This is a genomic window from Hyphomonas sp. ske169, assembly GCF_056850855.1.
This window is the reverse complement of sequence record NZ_CP096146.1, coordinates 875,782-897,093: the sequence shown is the minus strand read 5'-3', so window position 1 is coordinate 897,093 and position 21,312 is coordinate 875,782. Positions and strand designations below refer to the sequence as shown.

Annotated in this window: 27 protein-coding genes; 24 read left to right on the top strand and 3 right to left on the bottom strand. The window is 56.2% G+C overall.

What is annotated here, in order from left to right:
* The first annotated feature begins 226 nt into the window (after window positions 1-226).
* From MY069_RS04315 to MY069_RS04295, 5 genes are all read left to right on the top strand, one after another.
* A complete protein-coding gene (locus tag MY069_RS04315; protein WP_482795845.1) occupies window positions 227-511 on the top strand; it encodes an EF-hand domain-containing protein in 285 nt (94 codons plus the stop codon).
* A gap of 159 nt (window positions 512-670) precedes the next feature.
* Entirely contained in the window at window positions 671-973 is a 303-nt protein-coding gene (locus MY069_RS04310; RefSeq protein WP_482795844.1) for an EF-hand domain-containing protein, read from the top strand.
* Between the two features lie 99 nt (window positions 974-1,072).
* Window positions 1,073-2,116: an acyltransferase family protein gene (locus tag MY069_RS04305; RefSeq protein WP_482795843.1), complete on the top strand. Its 1,044-nt coding sequence runs from the start codon at window positions 1,073-1,075 to the stop codon at window positions 2,114-2,116.
* Window positions 2,113-2,907, top strand: coding sequence for an enoyl-CoA hydratase-related protein (locus MY069_RS04300; protein WP_482795842.1), 795 nt, complete (start codon window positions 2,113-2,115; stop codon window positions 2,905-2,907). The genes MY069_RS04305 and MY069_RS04300 overlap by 4 nt, the downstream gene beginning before the upstream one ends.
* A gap of 121 nt (window positions 2,908-3,028) precedes the next feature.
* Window positions 3,029-3,481, top strand: a complete 453-nt coding sequence (locus MY069_RS04295; protein WP_482795841.1) for a hypothetical protein — start codon at window positions 3,029-3,031, stop codon at window positions 3,479-3,481.
* Window positions 3,482-3,513: 32 nt separating this feature from the next.
* Here MY069_RS04295 and MY069_RS04290 read toward each other — a convergent pair whose 3' ends face one another.
* Window positions 3,514-3,852: a hypothetical protein gene (locus MY069_RS04290; RefSeq protein WP_482795840.1), complete on the bottom strand. Its 339-nt coding sequence runs from the start codon at window positions 3,850-3,852 to the stop codon at window positions 3,514-3,516.
* Between the two features lie 107 nt (window positions 3,853-3,959).
* On the opposite strand from MY069_RS04290, the gene MY069_RS04285 reads away from it, so the two are divergent.
* Both MY069_RS04285 and MY069_RS04280 read left to right on the top strand, forming a co-directional pair.
* Complete coding sequence (locus MY069_RS04285) at window positions 3,960-5,858, top strand: acetyl/propionyl/methylcrotonyl-CoA carboxylase subunit alpha (protein ID WP_482795839.1); 1,899 nt, start codon at window positions 3,960-3,962, stop codon at window positions 5,856-5,858.
* Window positions 5,859-5,952: 94 nt separating this feature from the next.
* The gene (locus MY069_RS04280; protein WP_482795838.1) at window positions 5,953-7,302 is read left to right on the top strand and encodes a DNA-packaging protein; all 1,350 of its coding nucleotides are present in this window, start codon (window positions 5,953-5,955) and stop codon (window positions 7,300-7,302) included.
* Here MY069_RS04280 and MY069_RS04275 read toward each other — a convergent pair.
* Complete coding sequence (locus MY069_RS04275) at window positions 7,299-7,742, bottom strand: hypothetical protein (RefSeq protein WP_482795837.1); 444 nt, start codon at window positions 7,740-7,742, stop codon at window positions 7,299-7,301. The genes MY069_RS04280 and MY069_RS04275 overlap by 4 nt on opposite strands.
* A 3-nt stretch (window positions 7,743-7,745) precedes the next feature.
* A complete protein-coding gene (locus tag MY069_RS04270; RefSeq protein WP_482795836.1) occupies window positions 7,746-8,654 on the bottom strand; it encodes a ParA family protein in 909 nt (302 codons plus the stop codon).
* A gap of 194 nt (window positions 8,655-8,848) precedes the next feature.
* Here MY069_RS04270 and MY069_RS04265 point away from each other — a divergent pair, with 194 nt between their 5' ends.
* From MY069_RS04265 to MY069_RS04185, 17 genes are all read left to right on the top strand, one after another.
* Window positions 8,849-9,958 carry a phage portal protein gene (locus MY069_RS04265; RefSeq protein WP_482795835.1) on the top strand — a complete coding sequence of 370 codons (1,110 nt, stop codon included), beginning with the start codon at window positions 8,849-8,851 and terminating at the stop codon, window positions 9,956-9,958.
* A complete protein-coding gene (locus tag MY069_RS04260; protein ID WP_482795834.1) occupies window positions 9,955-10,179 on the top strand; it encodes a hypothetical protein in 225 nt (74 codons plus the stop codon). The genes MY069_RS04265 and MY069_RS04260 overlap by 4 nt, the downstream gene beginning before the upstream one ends.
* On the top strand, window positions 10,176-10,610 hold the full coding sequence (locus MY069_RS04255; RefSeq protein WP_482795833.1) for an HK97 family phage prohead protease: 435 nt from the start codon (window positions 10,176-10,178) through the stop codon (window positions 10,608-10,610). Before MY069_RS04260 ends, MY069_RS04255 begins: the two co-directional genes overlap by 4 nt.
* A gap of 8 nt (window positions 10,611-10,618) precedes the next feature.
* A complete protein-coding gene (locus MY069_RS04250; RefSeq protein ID WP_482795832.1) occupies window positions 10,619-11,794 on the top strand; it encodes a phage major capsid protein in 1,176 nt (391 codons plus the stop codon).
* Window positions 11,795-11,836: 42 nt separating this feature from the next.
* On the top strand, window positions 11,837-12,406 hold the full coding sequence (locus MY069_RS04245) for a head-tail connector protein (RefSeq protein WP_482795831.1): 570 nt from the start codon (window positions 11,837-11,839) through the stop codon (window positions 12,404-12,406).
* Window positions 12,403-12,831, top strand: coding sequence for a DUF3168 domain-containing protein (locus tag MY069_RS04240; protein ID WP_482795830.1), 429 nt, complete (start codon window positions 12,403-12,405; stop codon window positions 12,829-12,831). The genes MY069_RS04245 and MY069_RS04240 overlap by 4 nt, the downstream gene beginning before the upstream one ends.
* A gap of 2 nt (window positions 12,832-12,833) precedes the next feature.
* Window positions 12,834-13,253 carry a phage major tail protein, TP901-1 family gene (locus MY069_RS04235; protein ID WP_482795829.1) on the top strand — a complete coding sequence of 140 codons (420 nt, stop codon included), beginning with the start codon at window positions 12,834-12,836 and terminating at the stop codon, window positions 13,251-13,253.
* Complete coding sequence (locus MY069_RS04230; RefSeq protein ID WP_482795828.1) at window positions 13,250-13,525, top strand: GTA-gp10 family protein; 276 nt, start codon at window positions 13,250-13,252, stop codon at window positions 13,523-13,525. The genes MY069_RS04235 and MY069_RS04230 overlap by 4 nt, the downstream gene beginning before the upstream one ends.
* Entirely contained in the window at window positions 13,509-13,676 is a 168-nt protein-coding gene (locus MY069_RS04225; protein ID WP_482795827.1) for a phage tail assembly chaperone, read from the top strand. Before MY069_RS04230 ends, MY069_RS04225 begins: the two co-directional genes overlap by 17 nt.
* The gene (locus MY069_RS04220; RefSeq protein ID WP_482795826.1) at window positions 13,669-14,046 is read left to right on the top strand and encodes a phage tail tape measure C-terminal domain-containing protein; all 378 of its coding nucleotides are present in this window, start codon (window positions 13,669-13,671) and stop codon (window positions 14,044-14,046) included. The genes MY069_RS04225 and MY069_RS04220 overlap by 8 nt, the downstream gene beginning before the upstream one ends.
* Complete coding sequence (locus MY069_RS04215) at window positions 14,043-14,657, top strand: phage distal tail protein, Rcc01695 family (RefSeq protein ID WP_482795825.1); 615 nt, start codon at window positions 14,043-14,045, stop codon at window positions 14,655-14,657. The genes MY069_RS04220 and MY069_RS04215 overlap by 4 nt, the downstream gene beginning before the upstream one ends.
* Window positions 14,658-14,665: 8 nt before the next feature.
* Entirely contained in the window at window positions 14,666-15,310 is a 645-nt protein-coding gene (locus MY069_RS04210) for a DUF2163 domain-containing protein (RefSeq protein WP_482795824.1), read from the top strand.
* Window positions 15,307-15,768 (top strand): NlpC/P60 family protein, encoded by a 462-nt coding sequence (locus MY069_RS04205; RefSeq protein WP_482795823.1) that lies wholly within the window; start codon window positions 15,307-15,309, stop codon window positions 15,766-15,768. Before MY069_RS04210 ends, MY069_RS04205 begins: the two co-directional genes overlap by 4 nt.
* A 76-nt stretch (window positions 15,769-15,844) precedes the next feature.
* Entirely contained in the window at window positions 15,845-16,291 is a 447-nt protein-coding gene (locus tag MY069_RS04200) for a DM13 domain-containing protein (protein WP_482795822.1), read from the top strand.
* Between the two features lie 70 nt (window positions 16,292-16,361).
* Entirely contained in the window at window positions 16,362-20,045 is a 3,684-nt protein-coding gene (locus MY069_RS04195) for a baseplate multidomain protein megatron (protein WP_482795821.1), read from the top strand.
* A gap of 36 nt (window positions 20,046-20,081) precedes the next feature.
* Window positions 20,082-20,924: a DnaJ C-terminal domain-containing protein gene (locus MY069_RS04190; RefSeq protein WP_482795820.1), complete on the top strand. Its 843-nt coding sequence runs from the start codon at window positions 20,082-20,084 to the stop codon at window positions 20,922-20,924.
* 67 nt (window positions 20,925-20,991) lie between these two features.
* A complete protein-coding gene (locus MY069_RS04185; RefSeq protein WP_482795819.1) occupies window positions 20,992-21,303 on the top strand; it encodes a PepSY domain-containing protein in 312 nt (103 codons plus the stop codon).
* Window positions 21,304-21,312 lie beyond the last annotated feature (9 nt).

Sequence of the window (21,312 nt, the reverse complement as noted above, 5' to 3'; positions counted from 1 at the left end):
CCCGGGGCTCAAACTGGGGCGCTAGATTAAAAGTCGGAAAATCAAACCGCGTTGTAGGTGAGAGACGGACCGAGCGATCTGTAATAGGCGCCGCGACTCCGTCTCCCTTTCCGATTTTTCGTGAAACCAGCGTTAGCCAGGTTTCTGAAAGGTCACGGGTCAAGGTCCGCGTTATCGGGTCTCCTGAGCTCGCCACAAGGAGTGGTGAGCAATCAAGGAGGTCGTTATGACCCGTATCGCTATTCTCGGAATATCTGCCCTTTGCGCACTAGGCGCACATGCGGGGGAGAATATTCAATTCTCAACCGTCGACTCTGATGGAGACGGCGTCGTCTCCGAACGCGAGTTTGTAAGCTGGAAAACCTCACTCGGCGAAATGTCGCCGGCGGACGCGCTGGTTAAATTCATCGAAATCGACGTCGATTCCAGCGGCGATATCACCGAAGCGGAGATGGAAGCTGCCAAGGCGACGACTGAGAAGAAAATGGAGAAACTCTCGGACGACATGTAGCCCGGCATTCGCGTGGATCATGCTGCGTTACTCGTGAATCTGGGACAATGGTTGGAGATTACAAAACTGTAACTACAAGTGTAACATAATATGTTGTTACGGTTGTAACGCGTCGACCTCCAACGACGTAAACTCCAACGGTTCCAGGGAGGGACTATTATGAAACTCAAACGAGCAACAACAGTTGTGGGCCTCTTTGCAGCAAGTGCGTTTGCTGTTGCCCATGCCGGTTCACCTGCAGACTATTTCAAGAAAATTGATGCGGACGCGAGTGGCATGATCACACAGGCCGAATTCGTCGCCTATAAAACGGCAGACGGCAAATATTCTGCAGAAAAAGCGAGCGAAAAGTTCGCGAAACTTGCAGGCGATGACGGTGAGCTCTCCCTCGCCGAATTCGAAGGGGCGATGAAAAAAGCCAAATCAAAACATGGTAAAAAAAAGCAAGAACGCTCTAGCTAAGCTAATCTTGTAAAATCGTTCCAAGAAGCGTCCACAAGACCCGGTGGGCGCTTCTTTTATGCGCTTGTTTCCGCGCTGAAGTCCGACTAGTCGTGGGGCATGGCAAGCACACAAAACCGCTTCGACTTGGTTCGACTCGTATTGGCTAGCCTGGTCTTTTTCTACCACGCCATGGTTCTTGCCTCGATCGAGCCTGGCGGCGCACTTGAGCAAGTCTTGGCGACAATGGCCGAGCTCTCCATTCAGGGCTTTTTCATTGTATCTGGCGCATTGGTGTTCGGCTCTTATGAGCGATCTCGCGGGTTGGCGGACTATGCCAGCAAACGTGTGCGCCGCCTTTATCCCGCTTATCTGGTGGTGATTCTTGTGCCTGCCTTGGTGGCTGGCTTGGTATCGATACAATCGTTCGACGATGTTGCGGGAATATTTCGATATATCGGCGCGAACCTGATCTTTCTCAACTTCCTCGAACCTAATCTTCCTGGCTTCTTCGAAGGCCAGCGCTTCACGGAAGTGAACGGCGCGCTGTGGACCCTCAAGATTGAAGTCATGTTCTATATGACGCTGCCTTTGATCGCCTGGGTGCTGTCACGGCTCGGTCGCTATTGGTGGGTTGGCGTTGCGGGACTGATCTTAGGCGCGATGGTTTGGAAACAGACCCTGCTGGCGCTGGATGTTTCCTATGGCGCACAATTGGCGCGTCAGCTTCCCGGCCAAATGATGTTCTTCGCCGCCGGGATCACGCTTTGGAAAGTTTGGGACACTGCGCGCGCCTATCCGCGATTATGGTTCTGTCTCGGCGCGATCGCGTTGAGCCTGTCTTTACTGGTTCCAGGTCTAGAGGCGTTACGCCTGCTCGGGCTGACAGGACTGATTGCGGGCATCGCATTTTCGCCCGGGCCTGCTCTGAATGTCGCCGCGTGGGGCGATGTCAGCTATGGCGTTTACATCGTCCATTTCCCAATTGTGCAGGCTCTAGTGTCTTTCGGGGCGTTCACCCTGCTTGGTGTCTGGGGCGGCCTTCTTTTGTCAACCATTCTGGTATTCGGCGCGAGTTACATGTTATGGTGGTGTGTCGAAAAACCGGCACTTCGCCGGGATAGTCATTACCGAACCGTCGCGACACAGAGGACACCGTCATGAGTGAGTATGAAACCATTTCTTTGGACGCGACGCGCGCCGGGATCGCCATCCTGACCCTCAACCGGCCGGATAAGCATAATGCGTTCAACAGCCAGGTCATTGCCGAGCTAACAGACGCGCTAGAAACCCTTGAAGAGCAGGACACATTGCGGATGGTTATCCTGCGCGGGTCCGGCAAAAGCTTCTCAGCAGGCGCAGATCTCGAATGGATGAAAGCCGCGCAACATTGGACGCGAGAAGAGAACGAGCAGGACGCCATGGCGCTGGCAGAAATGTTGCGCAAATTGGCCGAGCTGCCGCAAATGACGCTTGCATTGGTGCAGGGCGCAGCCATGGGCGGCGGGGCAGGCCTCGTCGCGGCGTGTGATATTGCGGTCGCTGTGCGAAGCACAAAGTTCAAGTTTTCTGAGGTTCGGCTTGGCCTCACACCTGCAACCATTTCACCTTTTGTGATCAGTGCGATTGGTCCGCGTTGGGCGAAAGCGCTGTTCGTGACCGCCGAAGGGTTTGATGCGGACTATGCCGAGAAAATTGGCCTCGTTCAGTATGTGGTCGATGATTTTGAAGGCCTCGCTGCCATGGAAGAACATATTGCAGACCTTGCCATGGGCGCGGCTCCTGGGGCTATTCGCGATGCGAAAAACCTGGTGCTCGATTTTACCGGAGAACCGTTCAGCGCTGCGCTCAGCAAGGAAACCGCGAAACGTATCGCCGCGCGCCGGGTCAGTGACGAAGGCAAAGAAGGTCTCACCGCTTTTCTAGAAAAGCGCAAACCGGACTGGGCCAGCTAAACCGGCCCATCTGTCAGATTTGCCAGTATCAAAAAACAGACCTTTGACGAAAACTTGCTAATGAAGGTGCCAGCATAAGGTTTCCTCGCATTTGAGGGGTGTAGATGCCAGGGAGGAAACCTTGCACAAACCCCCTTATGTTCGAAATCTCGCCCTTGCCGCTTTGGCGCTGGGAACCTGTTTAAGCATGTCGGCCCAAGAGGCGGACCAAGACGACAGCACAGAAGCGGCGGGTAAGACCTGCTATGTCAGCAAATTCAAGTTTGAGAATGAAGGCGCGTATCAGCTTGATCTGTTCCAGGTCGGCACCCATGAGTATCCTGGTCGACTCTCCCAAGGAAAATCGCGCACCTGGGACATCGCGAAAGCCAATGTTGAAAACGGAACCAACGTTTTTCTGACCTATCGCATTCACCAGGGGGATAATTTAAAGCGTAGAAGTTGCCAAAAGAGCGGCACCAAGCTCCTTTACCATCCAGATGGAAACACTTGGGGATATTGGTCAAAGGGCAGCAGCCGTTACAATAATCGCTGCCGCTTCCGCAACAATACGTGCATCACCTCTGTCGATTGATCTTAGGACCCGAACTCGGCGCTTTTTCTGGCTTAGCCGCCGCCTAAAGCGCCGACTGGGAGGCCGAGGCCCTGTAAAAAGCTGAGCGTCGCCTCGACCGGGTTTATTCCGGTCATCGCCTCTATTTGGCCCTGGAAGACAAACACGACTACCCCCAACATGATGGCGTAGATCAAAAACTGCATCAGCGACTTAAGTAAGAACGCCCCGGCGCTGCCTGCGACCAAGCCGACGCCGCCAAGGATGAGCGCACCGGTCACTGGCGTCAGATCGCTTACATTCGCTGCTTGTGAATATCCGATATAGCCGCCGACGCCTGCGCCAATCAATCCTGCCAAGCTGCTAAGCCGTACGCCTGATGCATATGCCATTTGATTACCCCTTACGCTTTTCGCTGCATTAGCTTAGGCGGTAAGAAGAGGTCTGGGCAAGGCAAAATGACCAGGCGTATAAGAAACTGAACGGAGGGCGGCCGAAAATGATTTCATCGCTTCTGATTGCGAACCGTGGCGAAATTGCTTGTCGTATCATGCGGACCTGCCGCGCATTGGGCATTCGAACCGTCGCGGTTTACTCCGACGCTGATGTCCGCGCCAAACATGTGCGGGAAGCCGATGAGGCGGTCTGGATCGGCGCCTCGCCCGCGCCTGAGAGTTATCTTGATATTACGAGACTCATTGAGGCGGCGAAAATCGCCGAGGTTGACGCCATTCATCCGGGCTATGGGTTTTTGTCAGAGAATGCGACCTTCGCGGCCGAGGTCGCAAAAGCCGGTATCATTTGGGTTGGGCCCAAGCCTGAAACCATCGAATCTATGGGGCTAAAGGATCGCGCTAAGGCGATCGCGGAAGACGCTGGCGTGCCAGTGCTTCCAGGATATCGCGGCGAGAAACAAGACGCGAAAACACTTGGCAAGGAAGCAGAGCGAATCGGGTTTCCTCTATTGATCAAAGCCGTCGCTGGCGGCGGTGGTCGCGGCATTCGATTGGTGTCGAAAGCCAATGAACTTGCAGGTGAACTTGAAAGCGCTGTTCGCGAAGCGGAAGCCGCGTTCGGCGATGGTCGAGTGATGCTTGAGAAACTTGTTGAACAGCCTCGGCATATTGAAGTGCAAGTCTTCGGTGATCGTCATGGCAATGCTGTTCACCTGTTTGAGCGCGACTGCTCCTTGCAACGGCGCCGGCAGAAAGTGATTGAAGAAGCCCCGGCGCCCGGTATGCCAGCTGATGTCCGCAAAGCTATGTGCGACGCCTCGGTCAAACTCGCCAAAGCCGTGGGATATGAAGGCGCCGGAACAGTCGAGTTTATCGTTGATGGTGCAAAGCCTTTGGCGCTGGACACGTTTTGGTTCCTGGAGATGAACACACGCTTGCAGGTCGAACATCCGGTCACCGAAATGGTCACCGGAACAGACTTGGTCGATTGGCAACTTCGCGTCGCGAGCGGTGAGAAACTGCCCGCCAAGCAAAAAGATATCAAGCTGAACGGTCACGCGATCGAGGCGCGGATTTGTGCCGAGGATCCAGCCGATGGATTCCGCCCGGGCGCGGGCTTGATCGAAGAGTTCGGCATGCTCGCGGATACTGATAGCGATTGGCTCCGGTGGGAAGCAGGCTTTGAGAGCGGCGATCGCGTTCCGGCCGTACATGACTCGATGATCGCGAAACTGGTTGTCTTTGGTGAAGATCGAGATGCCGCAAACGATCGCTTGATTGATACGCTGGTACATCTGCAGCTGGTCGGTGTGCCGAGTAATATCGGCTTTTTACGACGATGCGCGATGGCTGATGCATTCGCCGATGGCACGCATCACGTGAACTGGATTGCCGAGCAGGGCGAGACGCTGACCGATGCGCCAAGCGAGCATCAGCACGCGTCGGTCATGGCGGTGTGCGATGTTCTTCTGGGTGATTCTGGCGATACGCCTTGGACGGTGCGCGACGGCTGGCGAATGAATGCTGCTCCGGTGATGAAAACCGCGATCTCGGTGGGAGAGGACGCAGATTGGTTCGACCCGGCGGACTATGACGTTGCCGAAGATGTATCCATGCCGCTGGTCACTGACTTGTCAGAGCGCCGGTTTGCGGTCACGACGGGCGGTGACAGCGTGCTCGTCGAAGTACCAGACTTTGAGGCGGAGGCTGAAGCGCTGGCAGGTGGCGATGCGGTCAAAGCGCCGATGCCGGGCAAGATCATTGCGGTAAATGTCGCGGCCGGTGATACGGTTAAAAAAGGCCAAACAGTCGCCGTGATGGAAGCGATGAAGATGGAACATTCGCTTACAGCGCCGCGCGATGGCACGGTCAGCGCGGTTGATGCCGAACTGGGCGCGCAAGTGCCGGAAGGACAGATTTTGGTGTCGCTCGAAGAGGTCTAGGTCTTCAATCCATGTGTTCAGACTAACCAAGAATTCTAATAAAAGCCGTTTTAAATCCGGTGTGTAAGTCCTGCTTTCTGGATCGGGTCCGACGATGTCGGGCGCGGGACTATATACCAGCATGGACGATGCGGACCGCGCGATAGCGCCGACCTGGGAAGACTGGTGGGACACGCGCTATCAGACCGACACTGACTTTACCCGCCAGCAATTGCTCGCGCTCCGTCAGTTTCCGTTCCTCGCGACCGCCCGGGATCCGCAGCGACCGCCGCCTGGGAATTGGCGGACATGGTTGTTCATGGGGGGGCGCGGCGCCGGAAAAACCAGAGCGGGTGCAGAATGGGTTCGGTTTTCGGCCCTGCATGGCGGCTGCGAACGGATTGCGCTTTTGGGGCCGACGCTTGGGGACGTTCGAGAGGTGATGATTGAAGGCCCTTCTGGCCTGCGGACGATTGAGCGACTGGAAGAGTGGCGGCCGGATTTCAACGTTTCGAGACGCCGGCTAGAATGGCCGAATGGGGCAATCGGATTGGTGTTTTCCGCCGAGGACCCAGAAAGCTTGCGCGGACCACAATTTGATGCCGCTTGGTGTGATGAAATCGCCGCCTGGCCGAAGGGCGAGGAGGCTTGGAACAATCTGCAATTTGCGCTGCGTTTGGGTGAGCGCCCGCGCTGCGTGGCAACCACCACGCCGCGGCCTGTGCCATTGGTTCGGTGTTTAATCTCGGATGGCGCGCGCCTGACCCATAGCCCCACGCGAGATAATGTTGCGCATCTCGCGGACGGTTTCGTGCAGAGCATCGAACAGGCTTATGCGGGGACGCAGCTCGCGCGGCAGGAATTGGACGGTGAGCTTCTCGATGAGATGGAAGGCGCGTTCTGGCGGCGGCGGGATCTGGATGCCGGGCGGGTCTCGGTTCCGCCGACCCAGTTTGAAGATATCATTGTGGCGATCGATCCTCCGACCACAAGCCATACGGGCTCTGATGCTTGCGGTATTGTTGCCGCGGGCCGGGCAGCTGCGGATGGCTTTGGTGAGAAGTGTTTTATTCTCGCGGATGGATCCGCACGGGGGCTGACGCCAACCGATTGGGCGGCACGAACCGTATCGATTGCCAAAGACATCGGGGCGATCGCAATCATTGCTGAGGCCAATCAAGGCGGGGAGATGCTCAAAACCGTATTTGAAAGCGTCGGCTGCACTTTGCCGGTGCACTTGCGGCACGCAAAGCTCAGCAAACAGGCGCGCGCAAGCCCTGTCGCCGCGCTTTACCAGCAAGGCAGCGTGGCGCATGTTGGGGCATTTGATGCGCTGGAAGACGAGATGTGCCGGTTCGGAACCGCAGGCATGACCCGGTCTCCAGATCGCGTTGATGCGCTGGTCTGGGCAGTGACTGTTTTGATGATTGATGGGGCAGGGGCGCCGAGAATAAGGGCGGTTTAGCGTCCGGTCCGAAACGCCTTCCGGCCGAGATACTTGTTCTTTTTGGGCGCGTCGGGTGTCGCCGTTTCGGTCGCGATTGGCGCGGGCTCTGCTGGTGCGCTTTCAGACGGTGAGACTTCGCCATTCAAAATCTGCCGCACATAAGACAAGGCAGAACTGCCCGTGTTCACCTCAATTTCAGGGGCGTTTTTGTCCAACCGGCGGGCTAGTAGTTTGACATGGTGCGGGCTCAACCCATCCAAAGTCTTCTCGAACACGATTTCGCCCAAAGCTGATTTCAGCTCGAGCAAATCTTCTCGCGTGAGGCCAGCGGCGATAACTTGCTTGCGCGCGAGTTTACTTGCAACCGATGACAGATCGGAGTCTTTAATTCGCGGAAACAGGCTTTCATTCGATAGTATCGCTGAAAGCGCCTCGCGTCCGTTATCTGATAAAGCCATGAGTTAAGCCGCTGCGTTGGTTGTCTGCGCGGCGAGTCGCGCTTGGACTTCCTGATATAGCATATTTACCGTGGTCAAAGCATCCCCAGGCCACTTTTGCGCAAGCGTTGGGTTGGCCCCGAGCTCGACCGGGTTCGCCGCAAATTCTGGTTTTTGCGGGATCACCGTTTGGAAAATGTCATACTCGCTATCCGGATCAACCGCGCCATCGCGCATGGCGTCTAGAACGATCGACTGATGCGAAGAGCCATCATATTTGGTCGGTAGCACAACCGGGCGATTGTTGAGCCCGCGCTTCTTCAAACTGTCGATAATATCGCCCGTAAACAAGTCGAGACCGAGCGTCGACATGAAATCAGGAATGGTCGGGACGATGATTAGATCTGAAGCTGATAGGGTCGCTTCCGTCATCGCCGAAATGCCAGGCGGGCAGTCGCAGATGACCACGTCATATTGTTTGCGCAAATCCGCCATGTCTTGCCGTAAGCGCAGACCAACACGGCCTTCAATTGCGGTCATCGAGTAGCCTTGCTCGGTGAGAATATAGATGAGTTCGCGCTCTGCGCGTCTCAATCCGGGCGTGGCCGGAACGAGAGATAAATCAAGCTTTTTACCCATAAAGGAAACGTCACTCGCCTGAGGCACGATAAATTTCGTCATATGGGCGAAACATTCACCCAAAAAGTTTTCCCGGAGGTAGTCGGAGACGTTTGTATAGTTGCGGATGGCGTCATACAGCCGTTCGTCGCCATTCTCTCCATATATCAACAAAGACGCATTGGCTTGGCTGTCGAGATCGACGACCAGCGTTTTATAGCCTTCGGCAGCGAAGGCTTCAGCCAGTGAAACGGTGGTTGTGGTTTTGCCCACACCCCCTTTGGAATTCGCAACAGATATAACGCGTCCGAGCATCGAGCCCCCTTTTAGATAGCCGCTTGTTTGCGTGAATTAATCGACGATGATCCTGCTAAAGCGAGGATCCAAACCCCTGGTTTCCCTCCAAAACACCGGAAAAAACTTAAGAAACTGGAAACCAATCCGACCGGGCTGAACAAGCCATAGTTTGGCTAGCGTTGAGATGAGTAGGAGGCCTCGAGCAAAACCCAATGAAGCTGCCTTGGTCAAACCCGAGTGTAAAAAGCTCACCCCCATTGGTCGCCCTGTCACATTTGCCGCTCGCGGCATGGGGAAAGACCGATCCTACAACGCTCGTCAGAGATGGATATTCAGGCAATGCCGTGGTGTATCGCTGTGTCCGCATGATCGCAGAAGCGGCTGCGACAATCGCCTTCAACGCCAGCGATGAACGCGTTCAAGCGATGATTTTGGAGCCCTCTGCCGACGAAGCAGGCCAAACCCTGTTCGAGCGGCTCTATACGGATATTCAAGTCACGGGGAATGCCTGGCTAGAGGCAGTGACCCTGCCGGATCAGGAGGTTCCCCGCGGCCTGTTTGGGCTGCGCCCCGACACGGTTCGCGTGCGCAAAGACAAAGCCGGGCAAATCACCGGCTATGGCGTAAAACTGAAACGGGGTGAACGGGTCATCGCGCGCGAAGCGGATGGGTGGTCGCCGGTGCTGCATTTGAAGCTCTATCATCCAGGCGACAGCACTTACGGGCTCTCGCCTTTGTCGGCGGCGCGCAAATCCTTGGATGTGCACAATGGCGCTGCGGGGTGGGCGAAAGCGCTGATTGACAATGCCGCGCGCCCTTCCGGGGCCTTGATGTATGGCAAGGACGGCGCCCGGCTCACCGACGCCCAGTTCGACCGGTTAAAGGATCAACTGACCAATGAGCATGCAGGCGCGGTCAATGCCGGGCGACCGCTCTTATTGGAAGGTGGGCTCGATTGGCAACCGATGAGCCTGTCGCCGGTGGAGATGGATTTCACTGAGACGCGCCATGCGGCCGCGCGCGAAATTGCGCTCGCATTTGGGGTGCCGCCGATGTTGCTCGGGATCCCCGGCGACAATACGTATTCGACCTATAAAGAAGCGCATATCGCCTTTTGGCGACTGACGATTCTGCCATTGGTTCAGAAAACGGCGAGCGCGCTCACGGTTTGGTTGCGCGGGCGGTTTGACGATGTCGAAGTGACCCCCGACCTGGAGCGAGCGCCAGCATTTGCAGCCGATCGGGAAGCGCTTTGGGCGCGTATATCCGCGGCGGACTTTCTCAGCGCGGATGAAAAGCGCGAGATCTTAGGGATCATATGAGCGTGGATAAGAAAGTCAGCCTCGCGCTACTCCTCGCCATCATCGCGGAATCAGCCGGTGGTTTATTGTGGGCAGGCGCCACGATCGAACGGATCGATGTTTTAGAACGCCAATCCGAGCAAACCGAACCGGTGCGCGAACGATTAGCGCGAGTTGAAGCGCAATTGGAAGCCATGCAGGCGCAACTCGACCGGATAGAAACCAAGGTTGAGAGGTTATGAGCGCGCTGGCGGTAGATCAGTTTCGCGCCGACCCCTCTGAGCGGCTAATCGAAGGTTATGCCTCGCTGTTCGGCGTCGAGGACTTATCTGGCGATATTGTGCGGGCAGGGGCATTTACCGGCATTCGGTCGCAAGCGCCTGTGCCGATGCTTTTGCAACACAGATCGGGCGCGCAAATCGGCAAGTGGGTGCGCATCGTTGAAGACGGTCGCGGACTGTTCGTCCGTGGACTGATCAATGCAAAATCGGCGGCCCTTCTCGTAGATCGCGGGTTGGATGGTTTGTCGATTGGGTTTCGGCCGCGCGTTTGGACGCTTCGGCCTGGCGGTGGTCGTCTGCTGTCCAAAATCGAATTGGTGGAAATGTCTTTGGTGGCTGAGCCGATGTTGCAAGCTGCCCGGTTCGAAGTGGTGTCTGGCTCGGTTCAATAGGAGAGAAAATGAGCAAAGAAGTGAAAGCGGTGAATGCAAGCGCGAAGGCGCTCGCAGCCGAGGTGATGGCAACGTTCGAGGCTTACAAACAAGCCAATGACCAGCGTTTGGCCGAGATCGAAAAAAAGAGTTCGCCCGACTCATTGCTCGATGAGAAACTGCGCAAGCTCGACAAACGGCTTGATTATCTCAGCCTGAAATCAGCTCGTCCGCCTGAAGGCGATGCGCAGGTGATTTCCAAGGAGCAGCAGTCGGCCTGGTCTCGATATTTGCGCAGTGGCGATGAAAGCGGGATCGCGCGGCTCGATATGAAATCTTATGCGGCTGGGAGCGATGCGCAGGGCGGATATTTGGCGCCGCCTGAACTCGACCGGATGATTGAATCGCGCCTGATGCAGGCCTCGCCCATGCGCCAGATCGCAACGGTGCGACAAACCTCATCGGGCACGTATCGCAAACCCATCGCGCTTGGACTTGGCGCGGAATGGGCAGGCGAGACGGAGAACCGGGTTGAGACCTCAACCGAAGCCTTCTCACTGCTCGAATTCCCTGCCGGTGAACTTTACGCGATGCCAGCGGCGACCCAAGCTCTATTGGAAGACTCGCTGGCTGACATCGATGAATGGCTCGCAGAAGAAGTGGAATCTGCGTTTAGCATTCAAGAGAGCATCGCCTTTATTTCAGGCGACGGCACGAACAAACCGAGGGGTCTGCTCGATTACCCAATTGTTGAAGAGTCAAATCACGCCTGGGGTAAGATTGGCAGTGTCTCAGGGAACTTCACGCAACCGACGGCTGGCGATCAGTTGATCGACTTGGTTCATGCGCCGAAATCTCAATTCCGCGTGAATGGGCGGTTTGTGATGAACCGGCGGACAGCGGCTTCGGTTCGGAAGCTGAAAGACGGCGATGATCGCTATATTTGGTCACCCTCTCTGAATGGTGGCGCATCGACGGTGCTCGGTTATCCGGTCACCGAAATTGAGAATATGCCCGACATTGGAAGCGGCGTCGCAGCAATTGCCTTTGGCGATTTCCGGCGCGGTTATTTGATCACCGACCGTCAGGGTGCGCGGGTCTTGCGTGATCCGTTCTCTCTCAAACCCTATGTGCTGTTCTACACGACCAAACGCGTCGGCGGCGGGGTGCAAAATTTCGACGCGATTAAAGTGATGGTCTTCTAACCAACTCCAGCAAACGCAGCCTTCCATGATGAAAGTGACGCTATGAGCAAACTGACGGTGATCGTGCCGCCGGGCGAACCCGCTGTGTCTCTCGCAGCCGCAAAAGATTATCTTCGCATCGGACATCCGGGCGAAGATGAGCTGATCGAAGGGCTCGTCCAAGCCGCTGAAGCGCGATTGGAACAAATTGCAGGTCTAGCGCTAGTTCGTCAGACTATGCAATTGATCTGGCACCAGTGGCCCAGCGAGATCGCGGGGCGAGGTATTCGCCTTCCCGTCTCGCCAATCATTGGCTTGAGCGCGGTGACCTTTCTAAGCGCCCAAGACGTCGAAACGGACATCACCGAGCGGTTCCACATCAGTTGTGGAAGGCTGTGTCTAAAACCCTGGAGCATGCTCGCGCGTTTGCATTCCGGTGATCGGGTTAGGCTGAACTTTGAAGCGGGATTTGGCGCTGCGAGTGATGTTCCTGATGACCTCCAAGAGGCGGTGCTGAGGCTCACCCTCGCGGCATATCGTGGGCGCCAAGCAGGATCAAATGCGGCCCAGACAAATGCTATTCCGCCCGAGGTTCAATCGATATTAGACGCCCGCCGACAGGTTCGGCTATGAGCGCGGACGGATTTTTTGCCGACAGTGCAACGAATTTGATTGAGGCGCTCCTCAACGCGCTTCGGGAAGATGATGCACTGAAGTCTGCGCTCGGCGATCCCGTGCGCTTGTTTGATGATGAGAGCCAGCAACCTCATTATCCGTATGCGGTATTAGAGCGTTCGGAGACCACCGATACGAGTTCATCTTTGGTCTCGAGTTTCGAGCACAATCTGCAATTCGCCACTTTCTCTCGATACGGCGGATTGCGTGAGGCTAAAGCTCTATTGGGAAGCTTGCGGGACACGCTAGAACGCGTGGTTCCTGTGCTCACCCAGCAGCGCATTATTCTCATCATCCCAACTTATTGCGACGTGATGCGCACGCAAAACCAACAAGTGTTTCGCGGCGTTTTGCGGGTCCGTATTCACACAGAGGAGATTTAGTCATGGCTGGCCAACGGGGGCGTGACGTCCTGATTAAAGTTTCTGATGGCAACATCCCTGAGGCGTTCGAAACGCTTGCGGGGATCAGGAGCACGGAGTTTGATCTGAACACGGCGAGGGTTGATGGGACCGCTGCGGATAGTCCGGAAGGCTGGCGGGAACTGGTCGCAGGCGCCGGTGTGAAAACGGCACGGGTGCGCGGTCGAGGTGTCTTCAAGGACGCGAGCAGCGATGACCGAATGCGCGATATTTTCTTTGCCGATGATATTGTTCGGTGGCAACTGATCGTGCCGGGAATGGGCGCGGTGACGGGGCCATTTCAAATCCGCGAGATCAAGTGGAACGGTGCCTATGATGGGGAAGCCGGATTCTCAATTGATTTGGAAAGCGCTGGGGCCCTCAAGTTCCAGGCCCTCTCATGAATAGAGCGAGGGGCGAGGTTGAGATCCAAATCGACGGCAATCCGCATGCGCTTTGCCTCACGCTCGGCGGGCTTGCAGAATTAGAAGCAGAGTTTGCGTGTGAGTCACTGGCTGATTTGCAGAGTAAATTGTCCAATCTCTCCGCGCACGGAATGCGCCGCGTTCTGGAAATTTTGCTGGTTGATCGCGAAGCCGGGATAGAGCTGAGCCACGTTTCGCCAGGCGCCGCGGCGCGTGCGATCGGAGACGCCTTCCATGCTGCCTTGGGCTGACATGTGGCGCGCGATGATCTCGCTCGGTATTGCGCCATCTGAATTTTGGTCGCTGTCCTACAAAGAATGGCGTTGGCTTCTAGAGACCCAAAGCGACAGCTTGAAACCAGATCAACTGATGGACCTGATGAAGGAGTTTCCTGATGGATGAATTCGAAGCAGGCTTAGACCGCGCGAGTGAAAGCTTGGCTCAGTTCGTCGACGGCCCTGGAGCGGCAGCTGCGACCGCGCTCGAGGAAGCGTTCTCGCGCGCGGGTCAAAATATCGAGCAAGTTCTCAAACAAGCGGCGCAATCGGGAGAGTTTGATTTTCAGCGCATGACGCGCAGCATTTTGGCAGACTTAGCGCAAGTGCTCGTTGAAGCCTTGATCGCGAGATCCGGCTTGGACCAAGTCGGGCAGACATTTAACTTGAACATGTCAGTGAATGATCAAAGCGGGTCAGGATCAGGTGTGGGGTCGATCGGGTCGATTGCGACGCTGGTCGCTGCCGCAGCCGCGCGCGGAGCCCGTTACGCATGAACGGATTTCATGATGTCCAATTTCCGATGCAACTCGCACTCGGCGCTATCGGCGGTCCGGAGCGACGGACTGAGGTCTTAACGCTTGCCAGTGGCCGTGAAGTGCGCAACGCCAATTGGTCACGGTCCAGACGGCGCTGGGATATTGGCGGTGCGATCACAAATTTGGCGCGGCTACAGACCCTGATTGATTTCTTCGAAGCGCGCTCTGGCCGCCTTTTCGGATTTCGGTTTCGCGATCCGCTCGATTTTTCCAGCGCGTTGCCGGGGGCGAATAGGCACCATTCTGATCAAGAGCTCGGCTCTGGAGATGGTGTGCAGACACGTTTTCAGCTCCGCAAGCACTCGGGCTCCTATGTGCGGGACATCCACAAACCCGTGCCGGGAACGGTTCTGATCGGGATAGATGGCGCGCTCGTGGATACTGGTTGGAGGCTCGATGCCGCATCCGGAACTGTGACGTTCGATACACCACCGAGTGAGGGCGCACTTATCAGCGCGGGGTTTGAGTTTGATTGCGCGGTTCGCTTTGAAAGCGACCAGATCCAAGCCGTCATTGAGGCGTTTGGGGCCGGGCGGGTCGCGAGCGTGGGTTTGATCGAGATTATTTAGAGAGCAAATTGAAGACGTTATCTTCTGATCTATTGGAGCGGTTACAATCCGATGCTCTGACCTTGTGCCTTTGCTGGTCTCTCGTCCGGCGCGATGGCTTTGAGCTGCGCGTCACTGATCACGATCGCCCGCTGAGTATCGACGGATTTGAGTTTGAACCTGGCGTCTCGATGGAAGGCGGGCGGTTTACGCAAAGCCTCGACTTAAGGCCGGGGCAAGCAGCTGCGGGGGGCGCCCTATCGAGCGATGCGATTGACATTTCCGATCTGAAGTCCGGCCTCTGGGATGGGTGCCAAGTCCAGGTAGCGCGCGCCGACTGGCAGCGCCCTGATCTCGGCATGATCCATATTTGGAGCGGATATTTCAGCGAAATCCAATATACGCCCGGTGGCCGATTTGAAGCAGAATTGGTCTCGCTCAAAGCTGATTTGGAGCGCCCGATAGGACGCGTCCTACAGAGACAATGCGATGCGCAGCTCGGCGATGAACGATGTCAGGTGGATCCTGCTGGCCGGTCCTGTGATCAGAGTTTTCAGACCTGCCGCGATGTCTTCGCGAACACCGACAATTTTCGCGGCTTTCCAGATATGCCGGGCAATGACTTTGTGCTTGCGGGGCCTGCTGCCAGCGGGAATGATGGCAGCAAGCGATGATCCGAGATGACATCATTGCCTCGGCCCGCGCTTGGATCGGAACGCCGTATCGACACCAAGCGAGCCGCATAGGTGTCGGCACCGATTGTCTTGGCTTGATCCGCGGGGTGTGGCGTGACGTGATTGGCGATGAGCCTGAGGTGCCGCCGCCCTATACGCCGGATTGGGCCGAGGCCTTAAAAGAAGAAACCTTGCTCAACGCTGCCCGTGACTATCTTGAAGAAATTCCGGTTGGAGATGCGATCGCGGGCGATGTGTATCTCTTCAGAATGGGGCTAGGCCATCCTGCAAAGCATTGCGCTATCGTCTCAGGTCAGGATCGGATCATTCATGCCTATTGGGGTCGTGCGGTGTGCGAAACCCGTCTGGTGCCGTGGTGGCGGCGGCGTATTGCGGGCGCATTTGCTTTCCCGCAAGCTCGCCTCACAGTCTGCGCACGCGCGCGTGAAATAGGGTGATTGGCACTTGTTCGAGGGGCTTTCTAGATGGGGTGGTGTCCGGGTGGACGACCACAAAACCCAAAGAGAGATAATCATGAATATTGCAAAAACCCTCCTCGCCGCAGTCGCAATCGGACTGACTGGAACAGCCATTGGCGCGCCGGCGCTGGCGCAAGCGACTGCCGAAGCCGCGGTTGTACAAGAAGCGAGTTACGAAACGTCCGGTGACTTCATTAAAAAGTCGAAGCGCCTGAAAGGGTCTTGGTCGGTCGAACAGCGTGATGGCAAAACTTTCATCGTATTCGCGGATGATTTTCGCGCGGCAAACGGACCTGATTTGAAAATCTTCCTGTCGCCAAAATCTATCGCTGATGCGACCGGAAAGAACGCGGTTGATGGTTCGATCAATATTGGTGAGCTGAAGAAAACCAAAGGCACACAGGAATACGAAGTGCCAGCCGGGATCAACCTTGCCGATTATGGCAGCGTGCTCGTGCACTGTGAAGCATACTCTGTCCTGTGGGGCGGCGGTAACTTGTAGCCGCAAAACATCAATCGAAGTTTCGAGACCGGTCAGTCCGCTGACCGGTCTTTTTTTGTGGGAGCATTCCTTGGGCGAAATCATCTTATCGCAAGTTGGGGCAACGGTTGGGGCCTCGCTGCTGCCAAATGGAGTAAGCGTTCTCGGGCAAACACTCTCCGGCGCGGCGATTGGACAAGCGATTGGCGGATTGGCGGGACGCGCGCTTGATGCTTCCATGCTCAGCCCGCGTGAAGGACCCCGGCTAAAATCCCTACAAATCATGGAAAGCCGCGAAGGGGCAGGCCTGCCTAAAGTGTATGGCCGGATGCGCGTTGGCGGGCATGTGATCTGGGCGTCTCGGTTCAAAGAAAAACGGAATGAACGTTCGGCAGGGAAGGGCGGTCCCAAATACGTCAATTACACCTATTCGGTAAGTTTCGCGGTTGCCCTGTGCCAAGCGCCGATCACACGAATTGATCGGGTTTGGGCGAATGGTGAGCTCTTCGATTTGGGCGCATATAATTGGCGCCTCTACAAGGGCGATGAAACCCAGATGCCAGATCCGCTGATTGAGGCGATTGAAGGTGCTGGCAATGCGCCTGCCTATCGCGGGACGGCCTATATCGTCTTCGAAGACTTGCCTTTGGATGCCTTTGGCAGCCGATTGCCGCAGCTCTCTTTTGAGCTTGTTCGAAGCGGCAATCGCGGTGAAGGCAGCCTCGCTCAAGCAGTCGAAGGCGTAAACATCATCCCAGCAAGCGGCGAGTTTGTTTACGCGACCAGTATCGTGAGCGAGCGACGGTTTCCGGGCATCGAAACACCGCTCAATCGAAACAATATCTATGGCCGCTCTGATTTTTCTGTTTCCTTGGAACAATTAAAAACCGATCTCCCGAATGTCCGTCACGCCGCGCTCACGGTGGGCTGGTTCGGCGATGATTTACGGGCAGGCGCTTGCAAAATTCGGCCAGGCATTGAGCAAACCGATCGCAGCACTGTCCCTTATGCTTGGACGGTGGATGGAATTGAACGGGATGATGCCTACCTTATCTCGCGCACAGACGGCGCGCCCAATTATGGTGGAACGCCAGCAGATCGCGCGGTGCTTGAAGGGGTGCAGGCGCTGAAGGCCAAGGGCATTGCCGTCACCTTATCGCCATTTCTGTTTATGGACATTCCGCCAGGTAATGCGCGTCCCGATCCTTATGGAGCTTCGGAACAGGCTGCCTTTCCTTGGCGAGGCCGTATCGCCGTGAGTTCAGACAAAACCGCCACGGCGCGTCGCGAGATCGAGGCTTTTGTCGGCGCGGATGGCGGTTTTGGGTTTCGCCATTTTATCTTGCACCATGCTCGCCTAGCCGCGCGCGCTGGCGGGATTGAGGCGTTTCTCATTGGATCCGAAATGGTTTCGTTGACGCGGGTTCGGGATGAGCAGGGGCGGTTTCCGTTCATTGAAGCATTGATCGAGATTGCCCGCGCTGTTCGCGCAATTGTTGGGCCGGGCGTCAAAGTCTCTTACGCGGCGGATTGGACGGAATATGGCGCCTATGCGCCAGGGGATGGCAGCGGCGATGTCTTGTTTCCACTGGATGAGCTCTGGGCAGAAGACGTGATCGATTTTGTCGGCGTGGATTGGTATCCGCCAGCAGGCGATTGGCGCGATGGCCGAGACCATGTGGATGCGCTTGCGGGCGCGATCTCAGCGGACTCGCCTGACTATATCAGAGCGAACCTTGAAGGCGGGGAAGCATATGAATGGTATTATGCGAGCTCAGCTGATCGCGATGCCCAGAAACGCACCCCGATCATTGATACTGCGCACGATGAGGATTGGGTCTTCCGCGCCAAGGATTTGCAATCCTGGTGGGAGAACGAGCACGTTTCTCGACCTGGCGGCGTTCGGGCAATGGCTGCAACCGCGTGGCAACCGAGTTCGAAGCCGATCCGGATGATCGAAATCGGCTTTCCTGCCGTCGACAAAGGTACCAACGCCCCGAACGTTTTCTATGACCCAAAGAGCAGCGAGAGCGCGTTTCCGGTCTACTCAAATGGCCTGCGAGATGACCTGCTGCAAAGACGGGCGCTGTCGGTTGCGGTGCCATACTGGTCGTCCAAGCCGGCGCTTGAGCAAGTTTTGGTCTGGGCCTGGGACGGCCGCCCTTGGCCTGATTTTCCAGCCCGTGAAGAGGTTTGGAGCGATGGGCCGAATTGGCAATATGGGCATTGGCTCAACGGCCGCTCCGGCCTGATGGAACTGTCTGAGGTTCTCGAGGACCTCGCAAATGACGCGGATGTGGAGATCGACACACGCGGTGTGAACGGGGTGGTCGATGGCTACACAATTGACGGCGTGACAAGCCTGGCATCGGCGATTGCACCGCTCATTGTCGCTCACAATTTTAGTGTTCGCGAAGATGCGTTGGGTTTGGTTGCTTTGGATGAGCCGTCGCTGGTCCAAACCGATTTATCGGCGCATGACTTTATCGAAGAGAGCCAGGTTGAGACGGTTGCTCTGCTGGATAAACAGCCTTCGGGTGTCTCGCTGGCTTATATTTCAGGCGATTTTTCCTATCAGCCGGCACTGGTCACTCAGAGATATCCTGGCGCTGATCAGAGTTTCGTCGTCCAATCATCTGTGCCGCTTGTGCTGAACGAGGCGCGTGCACGCTTGATCGCCGATGAGCAGTATCGGCGATTGAGCTTCACCGATACGCTGCAATTGGCGCTGCCGCCTGGGGCAGGGACAGCCTTGGACGTCGCGGATCTAATCAGCTTTAATGACAAACCATGGCGGATCGAACGGATTGAAGATCAAGGCCTGGCAAAACAGTTTCAGCTGCGCGAAGCCAATGAGCAACAAAGTTTGAACCGATCTGTCAGCCCGCCGAAACTGGAAGACCCCCTCCCGCAACACGTCATACCGGAAGTGGTGATCATTGACGGGCCGGCATTATCTTCGAACGAACCTGCAGGTCCCTATATCACCGCGAGCAGTTCGCCTTGGGTAGGCGCATTGCCGGTTCAAATTGGCAGCACGACCACAAGCTTAGTGCCGGTTGCGAGCGTCGAGCAGCCCGCCGCCATAGGCAGATTGAAAGCCCGCTTGCCATCTGGACCCCTCGGGCGATGGGACCGAGGGGGGATGCTCGATCTAGACCTCTCTGCGCAAGATCTCGCCTCCGCAGAGCTCGGTGCGGTGCTCTCGGGCGCGAACCGGTTGCTGATACAAAACAGCGATGGATGGGAGCTGATCGCCTGGCAGGAAGCGGAACTGATCGCGCCGGATGTTTGGCGATTGCAAACGCTGTTGCGCGGATTAGGCGGCACGCCAGTTCGGGCTGTCGAGCCGGGCGCATTAGCCGTTCTGGCTGATGAGCGCTTAGTGAAAGTGCCGCTCGATGACGAGCAAATGCAAGTCTCTCTGCTTTGGAAAATTGGAGAAGCTGATCCGCAAGCCTTCACCTTCGAAAACCGGGCCGCATTGCCGTGGCGCGTTGGGCATTTGTCGGCAAAAACCGTCGGTGACGAGGTTGAGGTCACGTGGAGCGCGCGCAGCAGCGAGTATACCAACAATTGGGCGCTTCCTGATGATCTTGAAAACAGCCGCTTTCGGGTCGAGGTTTACAATTTCAACACTCTGATCTCGCGGACCGATCAGGATACGCCATTTGCATTTATCCCGCTTGGTTCAGCGACCAAGGTCCGGGTCGCGCAAATCGGATTGCACCAGCGCCTGGGAGAATGGGTTTCAATTCCGCTGCCGCCACCTTAAGTGTGCAGCAGAATAGGCCAAAACACGTCGGGAAACATGAGTAGAGACCTGTATGGGATTTTAGGTGTTTCGCGAACCGCGAGCGAAGATGACATTCGCCGCGCCTATAAACGCAAAGCCAAAGAGAATCATCCAGACCTGCATCCAAATGATTCGGCGAAGGCTGAGATCTTCAAATCTGCCTCTTCAGCTTATGAGATCTTGAGTGATCGAGACAAGCGCGGACAATATGATCGCGGTGAAATCGATGCTGACGGCAATCCGACGGGGTTTGGTCAATCGCAAGGCTTTGGCAGCGGTTTCCCAAGAGGCGGCGGTTTTCAGGGCGATCCGTTTGAAGACATCCTCTCAGGCATGTTTGGTGGTGGGCGTCGGCGGCCGGGGCCACGAAAAGGCGCGGATATGCGCTACCGCGTTGAAATTTCATTCGAAGACGCCGTCACCGGGGCAAAACGGGAAATGACTATGGCGGATGGCCGGGTGCTGAATATATCCATCCCCGCTGGGATCGAGACAGGCCAATCGCTCCGCTTGAAAAGCCAAGGCAAGCCATCGAATAGCAGTGGTCCGCCAGGCGACGCGATTCTCGAGATTTTCGTTCGCTCCAGCAAATTGTGGACCCGCGATGGTAGCGATATTCGTATGAGCGTTCCAGTGCCGCTCAAAACCGCTTTGCTTGGCGGACAAGTCGATGTTGAGACCCCGATGGGGCCGATCGCGTTGAAGATTCCAGATGGCAGCAATTCAGGTGCGACCCTGCGTCTACGGGGGAAAGGCGTGCAAATCTCTGGAAAGCCGGGCCATCTTTACGCGCGGCTAGAAGTTATGATTGAAGATCCCAAGGACCCAAGCTTACGAGATTGGGCGAGGAAAAACTGAGCATGACTGAATTCCTGTCTTCATATTCACCAAGCATTCAGAGGATGTAGCGCATATGCAGGTCGTGATGAAAAAGACCGCTGCCATAATTGCGCTTGCTGCCCTGACAGCCGCTGCCTTGCCTGCCCAAGCGCAAGACCGCTTTGGCAACTCGTTTACAGCCGACGAAGCGCGGGATGCCCGAGATAAGGGCGACGTTGTTCCTCTGCGCGACATCTTTCGTCGCCTGAAAAGCCGGTTTGGCGGTTACCAAGTTGATGCAAACTTGTACAATCGAGATAGCGGCCAGGTTTATGTAATTGATTGGATGACAGAAAAAGGCGAACGAATCCGCGTAACTGTCGACGCCAAAACTGGACGAATATTGTCCACGAGCTAGGATAAGATC